Source organism: Bacillus sp. UNC41MFS5, assembly GCF_000686805.1.
The window spans coordinates 58307-73271 of the sequence record NZ_JMLP01000005.1 but is presented as its reverse complement, the minus strand read 5'-3'; the positions used below and the strand labels follow the sequence as shown (position 1 = coordinate 73271).

The following is a 14965-nucleotide window of genomic DNA, read 5'->3' as shown; positions in this document are numbered from 1 at the left end:
AAAAGTATAATAATCAAGGAAAACGCGGGAATTTCCCAAAGTCAGGCTTACGTTTTTCTTTAAAGGAATCTCGTCCTTCTTTTGCTTCATCAGTTGTGTAGTAAAGCAGGGTTGCATCCCCGGCAAATTGTTGTAGACCAGCCAAGCCGTCTGTATCTGCATTCATTGCTGCTTTTAAGAAGCGCAGGGCTGTTGGACTTTTCTCAAGAATTTCATTACACCATTGAATCGTTTCTTCTTCTACTTTCTCAAGTGGAACAACGGTATTAACTAAGCCCATATCAAGTGCTTCTTGGGCATTATATTGACGGCATAAGTACCAAATTTCACGAGCTTTTTTATGACCAATGATCCTTGCAAGGTAACCAGAGCCATAGCCAGCATCAAAACTTCCAACCTTTGGTCCAGTTTGTCCAAACACAGCATTATCAGCAGCAATTGTTAGGTCACAAACGACGTGAAGAACATGCCCGCCGCCAATCGCATATCCTTTTACCATTGCGATTACAGGTTTTGGAATCACACGGATAAGGCGCTGAAGGTCAAGAACATTTAGACGAGGAATCTGATCCTCTCCTACATATCCTCCATGGCCGCGTACACTTTGGTCTCCACCTGAACAAAATGCTTTATCTCCAGCACCTGTTAAGACAATAACCCCTATACTTGCATCATCACGCGCATAGGCAAATGCGTCAATTAATTCAGAAACTGTTCTCGGTGTAAATGCATTATGTACATGTGGGCGGTTGATGGTAATTTTGGCAATACCATTGGATGTTTCATATAAAATTTCTTCATATTTACGTCCTGCAATCCATTCTACTGTCAATATTATCTCCTCCTTTATTTACATTCGACAAAAAGTCACTTACTATTGTACCAAACTTTTCAGGTTCTTCCACATGAATTGCATGACCGCTGCCTTCCATCACTACCCAAGAGCTATTTTTTAGCTCCTTCATCATTCGTTTAGCTGTGGCACAAAATTTATGATCCTCTGAACCTGTTAATAGCAAAACTTCACAAGTTAATTCAGCTAATTTACTCCACCAGGAAGGTTGTGAACCTGTTCCCATTCCAAGCAAACTATTAGCAAGACCTATTGGCGAATTTTTCAAACGCTGTTTCCTAATCTTTTCTTGAGTTTCCCGAGGGAGGAACTTCATGGTGGAAAAAAGGGGGATCTCTTCCCAAAAATCCACAAACGCTATGATTCCCTTTTCCTTAATAAAGTTAGCAAGTTCGGCATCTTTCATACGGCGATGTTGTTTTTCGTCCTCTGTCGCCAAGCCCGGTGATGTACTTTCAAGTATTAATTTTCGGACACGCCCTGGGTACAAAAGGGCAAAGGTTAATGCAAGTCTACCACCCATGGAATAACCAAGTAGATCTACTTGCTCAATCCCCATATGATCAAGAATCGTGTTTAGATCAGAAGCTGCGGCATCCATTTGATATCGCTTCAGCGCCTCTGGAGACTCTGTTTTTCCGTGTCCAATAATATCAGGGATAATGAGCTTTGTCGACTTTCTCCAGCATTTATGAAAAGGAGCCCATGTGGTAGAGTCTCCCGTAAAACCATGCAGCAATACAAGTGGAACAATGCCAAGGCTGTCACCACAAACTTCGACATAGTAACGACTTCCATCGATAACGATATACATTTATTGTACACCTTTGACAAAGTTTGATATTTCCTGGGAAACATAATTCCAGAATTCGCGGTGTTCATCACGATTTCTCTCTCTGTTGGTTACCAACTCGAATACATTTATCCCAGTCGAATGGATCGATTTCCTCATTTCTGCTCCAAAATGGTCCCAATCCTCAATCTTTATGTAATTACCATTAAACATTTTAACAGCATGCTCAAAATCAATTCCGAGCGGAGTGCCGAACAAAAGTTCAAAGTTTTTCGGATGCTCTGATTGCGGGAGGAAGGAGAAGATTCCGCCGCCATTATTGTTGATAAGAATAATATTAATATTTATATTGTACAGTTTTGCTGCAATGAGCCCATTTAAGTCATGGAAAAAGGTTAAATCACCAAGGACAAGGTACAAGGATGATGAGTTTAATGCTGCACCCAAGGCAGTAGAAACCGTACCGTCAATCCCATTTGCCCCCCTATTTGCCATTACTTTAATTGTTTTATGATTGTTAAGAAAAAAGCTATCTAAGTCGCGGATTGGCATACTATTGCCTACAAATAGTGCAGCTCCTTCAGGAAGCATTTCGGCTAATTGATAGAACAGCCTGCCTTCACTTAATTCTGTTATATCGCTAAGCGATATCATTGTATCTTTGGTTAATTGGTTAACCCTTTTCCAAGCTGTTAGAAAATCGACAGAAGATTTCTCAACTGTATATGTTTCTATTTTCTCGCAGAATAACGATTCATTACAGAAAATCATATTTGTTGATAACGATGCTGGATCACGCCAGCCACCGCCGCCATCGATTACATATTGTTCTGCGTCACCATTTTCTTTTATAAAAATAGTTAATGCTTTAGAAATGGGCATAGCTCCAAATCTAAGAATAACATCCGGCTTTAAGAAGACTTTTGCATCGTCGTTTCTTAAAAAGGTATCATATGCTTCAATGATATTTTCAAGGCTATGTTTCCCACTTCTTAATTGTGACAAGGGGTCAGCAATAATTGGGAAATTTAGTTTTTCAGCTAGCCGTGTTACAGCCTCAGGAAAAATATCAGCGACAATATTTCCACAAACAATGATTCCCCTAGTTGTTTTTGACAGTTTTTCGGCAATTTCTTTATATTGTTCCTCCGCCATTGTTAAATCACCAGTATGAACTTTCACATAACCGTTCGGACGTTCACGAAGCTGGAAGATTTCATCATCCAGCTTGGGTACTAATGGTTCCCTAAAAGGAAAATTCAAATGGACAGGACCAGAAGGCGCACTTTTCGCAATGGCTACCGCTCGCGCACAAATGGTTCGAGCATAACGAATGATTTCATCACTTTTTTCAGGTAAAGCCATTTCGGTGAACCATTTTACATGTTTCCCATATAAATGGATTTGATCGATTGCTTGTGGTGCACCTACTTCTCTGAGTTCATGCGGCCGATCTGCCGTTAACACAATCAAAGGCACTCGTGCATAACGTGCTTCAACAATCGCAGGAAAATAATTCGCTGCGGCCGTACCTGACGTACAAAGGATCGCAACTGGCTTATTTAAAGACTTGGCTATTCCTAAAGCAAAAAAAGCAGCTGACCGTTCATCCACATGTATATGAACATTAAGTTCAGGATGTTCTGCCATAATCATCGCCATTGGAGTTGACCGCGAACCAGGGCTGACAACCACATCGGTTACTCCCGTGAAGATAAGTTCTGAAACAATAGCTGCTATATAGGCTGTTAACGATTCTTGATGATGCATATCAATTTCCTCCAAGGGCTCGGAGCATAGGTTTAAATTTCAAACTCGTCTCCAAATATTCACTTTCTGAGTCAGAATCTGTCACCACTCCGCATCCTGCAAACAACGAAACTTCTTCCCCCTGAATGAGTCCAGAGCGAATGGAAACAGCAAATTCACCATTTTTTCTGTAATCCATCCAGCCTAATGGAGCAGCGTAGAAACCACGATCCAGTTCTTCTACTTCTCTAATCTTAACAACTGCTTCCTCCTTCGGAAGTCCACCCAGTGCGGGTGTGGGATGCAGTCTTTCCACCAATAACATTAATGAAGCATCCTTATGGCATTTTCCGACCACAGGGGTATAGAGATGCTGAATATCTCTTATCTTCATTAACTGTGGCTTTTCAGGCAGAATAATTTCTTCGCATGATTCCTCCAGAGCTTCCTTTATCATTTCCACAACAAAACCATGCTCTTTCAGGTTTTTTTGGTCATTTAATAACATCTGACCCAGTTTTAGGTCTTCCTCTTCTGTTTTGCCTCGTGAGATTGAGCCAGCAAGACACGTTGAATACACTTCATTTCCTTGCTTTTTCACCAGTCTTTCAGGCGATGCGCCAATAAAACAATCACCATTTGATTCAAACGCAAAAATAAAGCTTTCATGCTGCTGCATATACAAATTATTTAGGACATCCTCTGCCATAACTTGATCGTCAAACACAAGTCTCAATTCACGAGCAAGCACAACCTTTTTTAGGGGACCATCTGTTAATTCCTTCACAACTCCATCAACCGTTTTCTTCCACATCTCAGGTCCAATCTCTTTCATTTCTAGAAGTGCAGCAGCCAACTTTTTGCGGTCATTTTGATGGAGAGCATTTAATATTTCATTTCTCTCTTCGCTTACTTTTTTAAATAAGTAAGGATCTTCGTGAGGAGTACAAACCGTATTTGTTGTTAAGAACGTTTGACCATCAATGATACTCAATAAATATTTCGGCAGATGGAACAAAGAATTGGCGTACTTCGACCAAAGGTCAGTTTTTTCTTTGTAGGGGTCAAACGAAAAGCCGCCGAACATGACTGGCCCTACCCCCATTTCAGTATATGGATTGAAAATAAGGCAGTCCCTTAAAAATTTCTCCCATTCTTTTTCAACATGAAAAAAGCGGTCAGAAGTCTGATCCGACTGAATCTGTTTAGAAATCCCGAGTCCAATAAGTACAGTTTCATCTGCTGGGTCCTTCCAAAAGAATCGTTCACCGCGAAATTGTTCTTTTCCTATATTAAAAAATGATAGTGGGTTTATCGTGTCCATTTTATGAACTTCACTAATTAAAATGGGCCGGCCTAGTTCTTTTGCGCGTTTGAGTGCCAAAAGACCTCGTTCCATTATTTCCAATTCTTGAATGGTAATCAAACAAATCCCTCCAAAACAGCCGAAATGACTGTTATCCATTCATATTAAAGCAAATTTTAGCATACTACTTTCATTGTAAAGAAGTCAGTAATACTTGTCACTAACAAACCTGCTACATTCCTATTATATCTTAAGATTTCACCTAATTGATAAAATCAGCTCTCTCATTGATTTTTTCATTTTTATCATTTTCCCACCAACCATCCAATAATAATCAAACAGGTATAATCTTCTAAATTTGATAGGAAAAATTAATTGACACTAATCCTTGAATTACATACACTTAGTTTTGGGCAAGGCCCATTTATACATTGAACCTAACCTTTTATATAGAGAAAGAAACAAAAAAAGGGAGAGAAGAATATGCAACCAACAATACAGAAGAGTTCTGAACCTGTAGTTGAATCAAACCGTGGCTTTCAAGTATGGTGGCAAATGACCCGTCCCCATACATTAACTGCTGCATTCGTACCAGTTCTGCTTGGTACAGCCCTATCCCTTAAACATGGGAACATTCATTTTGGGCTATTCTTTGCCATGCTTATTGCAAGTTTATTGATTCAAGCTGCAACCAATATGTTTAATGAATATTTCGATTTCAAACGCGGGCTGGATACGGCTCAATCCGTTGGGATTGGCGGCACCATTGTTCGTGACGGAATCAAACCAAAAACAGTCCTAAACCTTGCATTTGTCTTTTATGGGATTGCCCTATTTTTAGGAATCTATATTTGCGCCAATAGCAGCTGGTGGTTAGCGGTGGTGGGGCTAATTTGTATGGCTGTGGGTTATTTTTATACTGGAGGCCCTTTCCCCATCGCTTATACACCATTTGGTGAAATTCTTTCAGGTTTCTTTATGGGGATGCTGATTATTCTAATCTCCTTCTTTATTCAAACGGGAACAGTCAGTACCACGAGCATTCTCGTCTCAGTTCCAAGTATGATATTGGTTGGGATGATTATGTTATCAAATAACATCCGTGACCTGGATGGCGACAAAGAAAACGGGCGTAAAACAGTGGCCATTCTTTTAGGGAAGAAACGTGCAATTTACTTATTAACAGGGATGTTCACTTTTTCCTTTCTTTGGGTCTTGGGACTCATTATTATAGGTGTTTTGCCAATTTGGACAGCACTTGTGATCCTTAGTGCTCCAAAAGCTATTAAAGCAACTAAAGGCTTTATTGAAAATACGATTCCAATTAAAATGGCTCCAGCTATGAAAGCAACCGCACAAACAAATACCATATTTGGATTTTTATTAGCGATTGGAATATTTATTGGGCACTATCTATAAAAAAAGGCTTCTGCGATGGCAGAAGCTTTTTTTAATGCAGAGGCTTAATACCCCATATATCATCAGCGTATTCCTTAATGGTGCGGTCGCTTGAAAAGTAACCAGCTTGGGCGATATTTCTTAAGCTCATTTGCTGCCAACGTAATCGATCAGTAAATGTTTCACCAATTAAACGTTGTTTGTCCGCATAGGATGCAAAATCCTTTAAGACAAAATATTGATCATTTTCCTGAAGGAGCGAATCGAATATTGGTTCAAATTCGTTATAGACCCCAGGGAAAAATCCATTAACAAGTTGATCTACTGCTTGGCGGATCCGATAATCATGGTGGTAATATTCATCCGATTGATAACCACCGTACTGATAGTAGTGGAGAACTTCATCGGCTGTCAAGCCAAATGTGAAGATATTATCGTCACCGACTAATTCACGAATTTCAATATTTGCACCATCTAAAGTTCCTACCGTTAATGCTCCATTTATCATAAATTTCATATTTCCTGTTCCAGAGGCTTCCTTGCTTGCAGTAGAAATTTGTTCACTTACATCTGCAGCAGGGAAGATTTTTTCCGCCAACGACACTCGATAATTTTCGAGAAAAATCACCTTCATTTTATCGCCAATTACAGGATCATTGTTGACCTTTTCCGCAACAGAGTTTATTAATTTGATAATTTTCTTTGCATAATAGTAGCCTGGCGATGCTTTGGCACCAAAAATAAATACTCTAGGAACAACAGGGTAGCTTGAATCTTCTTTGAGTCGGTTATAAAGATGCATAATATGTAAAACATTTAAAAGTTGCCGCTTATACGCATGCAGACGCTTTACTTGTACATCAAAAATAGCACCAGTATCCACCGCAGTTCCCGTCTTTTCGAGAATAACTTTCGCAAGTGTTTGTTTGTTTTCATTTTTTATTTTTAAGAGTTGTTCCAAAAACGAAGAATCATTTTGATAATTAAGCAGTTGGGAAAGTTCTGTCGCTTGATAGGTCCAATCGGAACCGATTGTTTCTGTAATGAATGAAGATAATCTTGGATTTGCTTTTAACAGCCAGCGCCGATAGGCAATTCCGTTTGTTTTATTGTTAAATTTCTCAGGAAACAGTTGATAAAATTGATTCATCTCACGTTTCTTTAAAATTTCGGTATGGAGTTGTGCCACACCATTAACACTAAAACTTCCGACAATGGCTAAATGAGCCATTTTAACATAATTGTCTGCAATAATGGCAAGTCCCTTAATCCGATCCCAGTCCCCTGGAGTTTGTTCCCATAACTCTTGGCAAAACCTCTCATTGATTTCTTCTACAATCATATAAATCCTTGGAAGCAACGGTTGGAAAATATGTATCGGCCACTTCTCTAAAGCCTCAGACAAGGTCGTATGATTCGTGTAGGAAATTGTTTGTTTGGTAATATGCCATGCCTGTTCCCAATCATATCCTTCTTCATCAAGCAGAATTCTCATTAGTTCTGGAATGGCAAGTACAGGATGCGTATCATTGATATGAATACAGATATGTTCATGAAGTTGTTTCAGGCTGCTGTGTTGCTTCCGATAAGCCTTTAAAATAGATTGGATACTGGCAGATACTAAAAAGTATTGCTGTTTCAATCGTAAAATCTTTCCTTCATCATGGGTATCATCAGGATATAAAAACTCCGATATCATTTCCGTTTCCCGCTTATATTTTAAGATATCCTTATGTAAGGGAAATTGGGATGGTTCGGCATTCCAGAGTCTTAATGTATTAATCGTTTTTGACTGATACCCAATGACAGGCATATCGTGAGGCACTGCTGTAACCGTTTCTGCATTTAGATGATGAAAAACAAGACGGCCGTTTTCCATCTTCGCCTCTACCTTCCCCCAAAAGGGAATTTTAATAGAACTATCGGTTTTGCGTATTTCCCATACATTCCCATTCTTGAGCCATTGTTCTGGCAATTCAACCTGATACCCATCAACAATCTTTTGTTCAAATAAACCATGTTTGTAACGAATACCATGACCATGGCCAGGTAGACTTAGTGATGCTAATGAATCTAGAAAACAGGCGGCTAATCTTCCTAAGCCGCCATTTCCTAAGCCTGCATCAGCCTCAATTTCCTCTAACTCACCTAAATCTATACCTAATTCCATCAATCCAACTTGAACCGTTTCTTCCACACCGAGGTTGATTAGATTTTGTCTAAGTAATTTCCCCAATAAATATTCAATGGAGAGATAATAAACCTGCTTTCCCTTTGCAGCTAGATGTTTTTCGTTTGTAGTTATCCAATCACCACTAACAAATTCACTAATCATCGTACCAAGGGTTTGATATTGGTCTCTGGCTGAGCTTTCTGAGAAACTCTTCCCACATACCATCTCAATCCTTTTTAGAAAGGTTTCTTTAAACTCGACCGTATTAGAAAACATGTGTTTCACTCCTTGCAACGATCTCTGCATATAATTGATTATAGCTATACGCTGACTGTGCCCAGCTATAATCCATTTCCATTGCTTGTTTTACAATGGAGTTCCACGAATTTGAATCATGGTACACTCTTAGTGCTCGTTTAATCGTATAGAGCATATCGTGGGCATTAAAATTTGAGAAGGAAAATCCGTTTCCTTTTCCTGTAAATTCATTCCAAGAATTTATTGTATCATTTAAACCGCCTGTTTCCCTAACAATCGGGATAGCACCATATTTCATTGCGATTAATTGTCCAAGTCCGCAAGGTTCGAATTGGGAAGGCATTAAAAACAAATCCGCTGCTGCATAAAGTTTATGTGCAAGCCCTTCATTAAATCCTGTATGAACTTTTAATTTTTCAGGATAGATCCGTGCGGCCTGTCTTAAATGTTCTTCGTATTCATAATCCCCTGTACCCAAGATAATTACCTGGACGTCCTCCTGCAAAATTTCACGAAGGACACACTTAACTAAATCAAGGCCTTTTTGTTTTGTGAGTCTTGTAATCATCACTAATAAAGGTGTACGTGACGACTGTGGCAATCCAAAGTGATTTTGAATCTCACTTTTATTTACTGCCTTTTTCTGATGATGTTTAACCGTATACGTTTGATAAATTAATGGATCTTTTGCAGGATTATAGAAATCTTCATCAATCCCGTTTAGAATTCCAATCAAGTCCTCTTTTCTTGCTCTTAATAAACCATCTAATTTTTCACCATAGGCGGGAGTTTGAATTTCCTCTTTATAGGTTGGGCTTACCGTCGTAATTTTGTCCGCCGCGACAAGTGCACCCTTCATATAATTAATATTTCCGAAAAACTCTAAGTGACCGGAATGAAAGGAATTATAATCCATTCCTAACAAATCTCCTAATACTTCTTTCGGAAATACCCCTTGGAATTGTAGGTTATGAATGGTAAACACCGTTCGTATGTGACCGTATCCCTTTCGTTTATTATATTCTGTCCGTAAAAGGAAAGGAATCATTGCCGTATGCCAATCATGGCAATGCAGCACATCAGGAATAAAATTAAGCTCCGCGATTGTTTCTAATACTGCTCGATTAAAATAAGCAAATCTTTCCCCATCATCAAAATATCCATATAAACCTTCTCGTTTGAAATAATACTCATTATCGATAAAATAGAAGGTTACTCCTTGATAGGTAAGTTCCTCTATCCCACAAAATTGATTTCTCCAGCCTACAGAAACAGTGAACTCTTTCACCTTTTTCATTTCACTCTTAAATTCATCTGCAATGGTTCCGTATTTTGGTAGAATGACTCTAACATCGGTTCCCAAACTTTTTAATTCTTTTGGAAGGGAACCTGCAACATCGGCCAATCCTCCCGATTTTGCAAATGGTCCACATTCCGAAACTGCAAATAATACTTTCACGAGTTCATCATCGCTCCTTGTTTGGTCCCTTTACGAATTACAAATGGTGATTGTGCTGTGCCAGACAAATGCGTTCCAGCCTCCACTTTAACGTCTTTGTCTAAAATTACGGAATCAAGATAACAGTTCTCTTCAATTTGGCACTTTTGCATGATGATACAGTTCTTAATAACTGCACCTTTGCCAATCTTTACTCCTCGAGAAATAATACTATTTTCTACCGAACCGTTGATTACACAGCCATTGGCAATCATTGAATTTTTTACTTCAGACCCCTTTACATGCTTCGTTGGTGGTTCATCCTTAACTTTAGTAAAGATTGGCTGATCTTTTGGAAATAGCTGTTGCCAAACCTCAGACTGTAATAAATTCATGCTAGTAGAAAAATAGTTTTCGATTGAATCTATCATCACGGCATAACCGTCATATTCATAGTGACAAACAGAGTTAAGGGTCTGAAGGTCATTTACCACATCCTTCATACATGTATACCCTGTTTCATTCCGTGTTTCAATTAACTTAATTAGCAGGGATGTTTTAATTAAGTACATCTCCATTGAACCGCCATCTTTGTGATGGATTTCGGTGATGTCACAGCCAGAACGACTATGCCAATCTAGGATCGGTCTAAAGTTCATGTTGGACACGGTATAACAATTAGAAATGATGGCATACTCTTGCGTGCTGCGATAAAAGAAGTCTAAATTCGCTGCAAAATTTTCAAACGAGCCGATTTTATTTCCATCAAAATCAACGATAGGAGAAGGGAAAAAGAAAAGACCATCCCGTTTTCTGTTTAAATCCCAATTCTTACCGGAACCCAAATGATCCATAAGCGAACGGTACTGCATTTTTGGAAAAATTGCCACACTACGAATACCTGAATTCACCATATTCGATAACACAAAATCAATAATCCGGTAACGTCCCGCAAATGGCAGGGCAGCGAGTGAGCGATGCGTTAATAAATCCTCTAAATCGTCATGATATGTTGTGGCGTCAATTACACCTAATAGCTTTCTTTTCAATCAAAGTCCCTCCTGGATTTTTATTAAAAAGCAGGATAAAGCCCGCTTAACATTTCATTAGTAACTAAAATAATCTCATCATCAAACGAGCGAATAACGGTCCCATCTGGAACTTTTACATCTTCTTGAACAATTGCTTTCTCAATCAAACAATTACTGCCAATGATCGCATCAGGCATGATGACAGACTCTTTAATAATCGTTCCTTTTCCGACCGTCACACCTTGAAAGAGAACAGATTTGTCAACTTCCCCTTCAATCGTACACCCTTCATTAATAAGTGACTCTTTTACAATTGCATCTGAAGAAATATATTGAGGCGGCTGGTTTGGATTGACAGAATAAATCCTCCAACCGTGATCAAATAAATCTAAATCACAATCTTCACTTAACAAATCCATGTTAGCTTCCCAAAGGCTTCTAACTGTACCGACATCTTTCCAATATCCTTTAAACGGATAGGCAAATAATTTCTTATTTTCCTCTAAAAGCATTGGGATTACATCTTTACCAAAGTCATGACTTGAATCAGGATTTCGTTCGTCCATTTCTAAATATTCTTTAAGTATATTCCAGCTAAAAATATAAATGCCCATTGATGCAAGATTATTCTTCGGATTGTCTGGCTTTTCATCAAAATCGACAATTCTTAAATCCTCATCCGTATCCATGATTCCAAACCGGCTGGCTTCGTTCCATGGAACTTCTATTAAGGAAATTGTTACATCTGCTCTTTTTTCAATATGGTACTCCAGCATACTCTCATAGTTCATTTTGTAAATATGGTCACCTGATAAAATGAGAACATATTCAGGCTGGTATTGTTTGAGGTAATTAAGATTTTGATAAATGGCACTGGCCGTCCCCGTATACCATTTTACTTCTGATGATTCAGCATAGGGTGGTAAAACAGTTACCCCGCCATCCTTTCGATCAAGATCCCAAGCACTGCCAATCCCAATATAGGAATTTAATAATAATGGTTGGTATTGTGTTAAAACCCCTACTGTATCAATGTTAGAATTAGCACAATTGCTTAATGGGAAATCAATAATACGATATTTCCCTCCAAAAGGAACAGCAGGTTTCGCCAGATCCTTTGTCAGTGAATTAAGCCTACTACCCTTTCCTCCTGCTAATAACATGGCTACGCACTTTTTCTTTGCCATTTCCTTTTCGCTCCTTTCGCTTTTTAACCGGTCTGATGATTTGAAATCCAAACGCAGGAATTGCTATATTAATTGAATGCGGCTGACCATGGTATGGCTCTTCAGCAGCTATAATTGTTTTTTTATTAACCAATCCAGCCCCGCCGTATTCTTCATGATCACTATTGAAAATTTCGCGGTATTCACCACTTTTAGGAACACCTATTGTATAGACAGGATAACTAACGCCTGTAAAATTACAAATAACTACTAAATTTTCATCTTCCTTTTTCCCTTTTCTTATAAATGAAAAAATAGATTGTTCACTGTTATCTGCATCTATCCATTGGAATCCGTCTTGTAAATAATCAAGTTCATAGAGAGCCTTAGATCGTTTATAAACTTTCGTTAGGAACTTAACATAAGCATTTAATTTTTGGTGCATTTCATAGTCCAATAAGTTCCAGTCTAGCTGCTCTTTATCTTTCCATTCAGCAAACTGTCCTAATTCAAAGCCCATAAACAGAAGTTTTTTTCCTGGATGAGCAAACATATAACCTAACAAAAGCCTTAGTTGCGCAAATTTTTCCCAATAATTTCCTGGCATCTTATCTAATAATGACTTTTTCCCATGAACCACTTCATCGTGTGAAAACGGAAGCATAAAGTTTTCTACAAAAGCATATAAAAACGAAAACGTTACTTTGGAATGATCATGTGACCGAAAAAACGGCGGTGTTTCCATATATTCCAACATGTCATTCATCCAGCCCATATTCCATTTATAATCAAACCCAAGACCACCGTAACTAACTGAGGTTGTAACATTTGGGTATTCGGTTGAGTCCTCCCCAATCATTACAAAATGTGGATCATGCTCATGGACTTGAGTATTTAATTTTTTCAAGAAGTTTATGCCAAATGGATTTTCTCGTCTTTCATTAGTGGCGTTTGGCCAGTATATGATATTTGCTACTGCATCCATACGAAAACCATCAATATGGAAATAATCAATCCAAAATAGGGCATTGGAGATAAGGAAACTTTGTACCTCACCTTTTCCAAGGTCAAAGTTTGCTGTTCCCCATACAGCATTTTCTCGATCACTTTCGGTGGAATAGGAATAAATATGCGTCCCATCGAAACGGTAAAGTCCATGCGCATCCTTGCAAAAATGACCAGGAACCCAATCAAGAATGACTCCTATACCATGTTGATGCATTTGATCAACAAATTCTCTAAATTCATCCGGCGTCCCATACCTGGATGTTACCGAAAAGTAACCAATTCCTTGATAGCCCCACGAGGCGTCCAACGGGTGCTCAACAAGCGGTAAAATCTCAATATGGGTAAAACCATGTTCCAATACATATGGAATAAGTTCTGCTGCCAGTTCTAAATAAGTTAGGTACTCCCCATTTTCTTTCTTTTTCCAAGACCCTAGATGCACTTCATAAATCACGGCCGGCTCTGAAAGAAGGGTCTTTTTTCCTCTTCGAGTCATCCATTGATTGTCCTGCCATTTATAATTTTCTAACGAGTAAACAATCGAAGCTGTATTGGGTCTTAATTCAGAATAAAAAGCAAATGGATCTGATTTAAGCAACTTCTCACCTGTTTTTGAGAATATTTCATACTTATAAATATTTCCTGTTAGATCCCTGTTTAAAATTAGAATCCATACTCCTTCATCGTTAACCCTTTGCAATTCATACCCTTTACCATCCCAGTTATTAAAATCCCCCGTAAGCCTAACTTCCGTTGCATTAGGGGCCCATACGCAAAATCGTGTATAAATTTTATCGGAATTCTTAAAGATATGAGCGCCAAAAAGCTGATGACTTTGAAAAAAATTTCCTTCGTGAAATAAATGCAACTGATAGTCAGTCGGAAAAAACGTATTCACTGTCATGGCTCTCCTCATCCTCAATGAAAATATGTATTTCAAAGTCCAATTATAAGTGTATTTAATTAATATTTCTCATAAACTTTTTTATCTTTTCTGACAATAATCGATATAGTATTCCACCAGAAACTATAATTCGTCATATTTCGACGTCATTCTTCAATATATCTATCGTCAATCGCCAAAATATTATAAAAATTTTTTAGTTTTTTAAAATTTACCAGGCCGAAAATGTTATTTTATATATAATTCAAAATAATCCTAAAAGGTGGGAATGTAAGCGTTATCAACAGAATTTCAAAAAGGTAAGACCGGAAAATATTATATTAATATAATACTATTCGGTGAAAAGCTATCCGTTTATCAGTATGTGGTTTGGCAGACCCCAATGGGTATATTGGGCTAAATCAATAGGCATTAAGTAGAGAATTTCTAGTTGAAGTAGAAAATTCAAGGTGCATTAATAGATGTTTTGCAGCCTAGTTTAATATTGGCTACAATCATCTTTTAGCAAAAGTAAGCATAAAAAAACTGATAACAAAATTGTTATCAGTTTTCTATGACCCCTACGGGACTCGAACCCGTGTTACCTCCGTGAAAGGGAGGTGTCTTAACCGCTTGACCAAGGGGCCATAAGTTATGGCGGAGAAGGAGGGATTTGAACCCTCGCGCCGGTTACCCGACCTACACCCTTAGCAGGGGCGCCTCTTCAGCCACTTGAGTACTTCCCCGTTTGGCTCCGCAGGTAGGACTCGAACCTACGACCGATCGGTTAACAGCCGATAGCTCTACCACTGAGCTACTGCGGAACAATATATGGTGGGCCTAAATGGACTCGAACCATCGACCTCACGCTTATCAGGCGTGCGCTCTAACCAGCTGAGCTATAGGCCC

Annotated in this window: 10 protein-coding genes and 4 tRNA genes; 1 reads left to right on the top strand and 13 read right to left on the bottom strand. The window is 38.6% G+C overall.

What is annotated here, in order from left to right; translation table 11 throughout:
• Positions 1-13 precede the first annotated feature (13 nt).
• The 4 genes from menB to BR30_RS0100395 are packed head-to-tail and all read right to left on the bottom strand — an operon-like array spanning position 14 to position 4821.
• Complete coding sequence (gene menB / locus BR30_RS0100410) at positions 14-832, bottom strand: 1,4-dihydroxy-2-naphthoyl-CoA synthase (RefSeq protein WP_026563222.1); 819 nt, start codon at positions 830-832, stop codon at positions 14-16.
• The gene (menH, locus tag BR30_RS0100405) at positions 804-1667 is read right to left on the bottom strand and encodes a 2-succinyl-6-hydroxy-2,4-cyclohexadiene-1-carboxylate synthase (RefSeq protein ID WP_026563221.1); all 864 of its coding nucleotides are present in this window, start codon (positions 1665-1667) and stop codon (positions 804-806) included. Before menH ends, menB begins: the two co-directional genes overlap by 29 nt.
• The gene (gene menD / locus BR30_RS0100400; RefSeq protein ID WP_026563220.1) at positions 1668-3416 is read right to left on the bottom strand and encodes a 2-succinyl-5-enolpyruvyl-6-hydroxy-3-cyclohexene-1-carboxylic-acid synthase; all 1749 of its coding nucleotides are present in this window, start codon (positions 3414-3416) and stop codon (positions 1668-1670) included.
• 1 nt (position 3417) lies between these two features.
• Positions 3418-4821: an isochorismate synthase gene (locus tag BR30_RS0100395; RefSeq protein ID WP_026563219.1), complete on the bottom strand. Its 1404-nt coding sequence runs from the start codon at positions 4819-4821 to the stop codon at positions 3418-3420.
• A 363-nt stretch (positions 4822-5184) separates the two neighbouring features.
• Between BR30_RS0100395 and BR30_RS0100390 the strand changes: the two genes are divergently transcribed.
• The gene (locus tag BR30_RS0100390) at positions 5185-6120 is read left to right on the top strand and encodes a 1,4-dihydroxy-2-naphthoate polyprenyltransferase (protein WP_026563218.1); all 936 of its coding nucleotides are present in this window, start codon (positions 5185-5187) and stop codon (positions 6118-6120) included.
• Between the two features lie 31 nt (positions 6121-6151).
• On the opposite strand, the gene BR30_RS0100385 is transcribed toward BR30_RS0100390, so the two are convergent.
• From BR30_RS0100385 to BR30_RS0100345, 9 genes are all read right to left on the bottom strand, one after another.
• Positions 6152-8548 carry a glycogen/starch/alpha-glucan phosphorylase gene (locus BR30_RS0100385; RefSeq protein ID WP_026563217.1) on the bottom strand — a complete coding sequence of 799 codons (2397 nt, stop codon included), beginning with the start codon at positions 8546-8548 and terminating at the stop codon, positions 6152-6154.
• The gene (gene glgA, locus BR30_RS0100380; RefSeq protein ID WP_026563216.1) at positions 8538-9989 is read right to left on the bottom strand and encodes a glycogen synthase GlgA; all 1452 of its coding nucleotides are present in this window, start codon (positions 9987-9989) and stop codon (positions 8538-8540) included. Before glgA ends, BR30_RS0100385 begins: the two co-directional genes overlap by 11 nt.
• A complete protein-coding gene (locus BR30_RS0100375) occupies positions 9986-11017 on the bottom strand; it encodes a GlgC family sugar phosphate nucleotidyltransferase (RefSeq protein WP_026563215.1) in 1032 nt (343 codons plus the stop codon). Before BR30_RS0100375 ends, glgA begins: the two co-directional genes overlap by 4 nt.
• A gap of 23 nt (positions 11018-11040) precedes the next feature.
• Positions 11041-12186 carry a glucose-1-phosphate adenylyltransferase gene (locus BR30_RS0100370; protein WP_026563214.1) on the bottom strand — a complete coding sequence of 382 codons (1146 nt, stop codon included), beginning with the start codon at positions 12184-12186 and terminating at the stop codon, positions 11041-11043.
• Positions 12137-14077, bottom strand: a complete 1941-nt coding sequence (gene glgB / locus BR30_RS0100365; RefSeq protein WP_026563213.1) for a 1,4-alpha-glucan branching protein GlgB — start codon at positions 14075-14077, stop codon at positions 12137-12139. The genes BR30_RS0100370 and glgB overlap by 50 nt, the downstream gene beginning before the upstream one ends.
• A 554-nt stretch (positions 14078-14631) precedes the next feature.
• Positions 14632-14703: transfer RNA gene (locus BR30_RS0100360), tRNA-Glu, on the bottom strand.
• 8 nt (positions 14704-14711) lie between these two features.
• Positions 14712-14802, bottom strand: a tRNA-Ser gene (locus BR30_RS0100355).
• 3 nt (positions 14803-14805) lie between these two features.
• Positions 14806-14880, bottom strand: a tRNA-Asn gene (locus tag BR30_RS0100350).
• 8 nt (positions 14881-14888) lie between these two features.
• Positions 14889-14965: transfer RNA gene (locus BR30_RS0100345), tRNA-Ile, on the bottom strand.

Coding starts and splice junctions, on each gene's coding strand:
- menH (WP_026563221.1), bottom strand. CDS start 1,667: ATGTATATCGTTATCGATGGAAGTCGTTACTATGTCGAAGTTTGTGGT.
- menD (WP_026563220.1), bottom strand. CDS start 3,416: ATGCATCATCAAGAATCGTTAACAGCCTATATAGCAGCTATTGTTTCA.
- BR30_RS0100390 (WP_026563218.1), top strand. CDS start 5,185: ATGCAACCAACAATACAGAAGAGTTCTGAACCTGTAGTTGAATCAAAC.
- BR30_RS0100385 (WP_026563217.1), bottom strand. CDS start 8,548: ATGTTTTCTAATACGGTCGAGTTTAAAGAAACCTTTCTAAAAAGGATT.
- BR30_RS0100370 (WP_026563214.1), bottom strand. CDS start 12,186: ATGGCAAAGAAAAAGTGCGTAGCCATGTTATTAGCAGGAGGAAAGGGT.
- glgB (WP_026563213.1), bottom strand. CDS start 14,077: ATGACAGTGAATACGTTTTTTCCGACTGACTATCAGTTGCATTTATTT.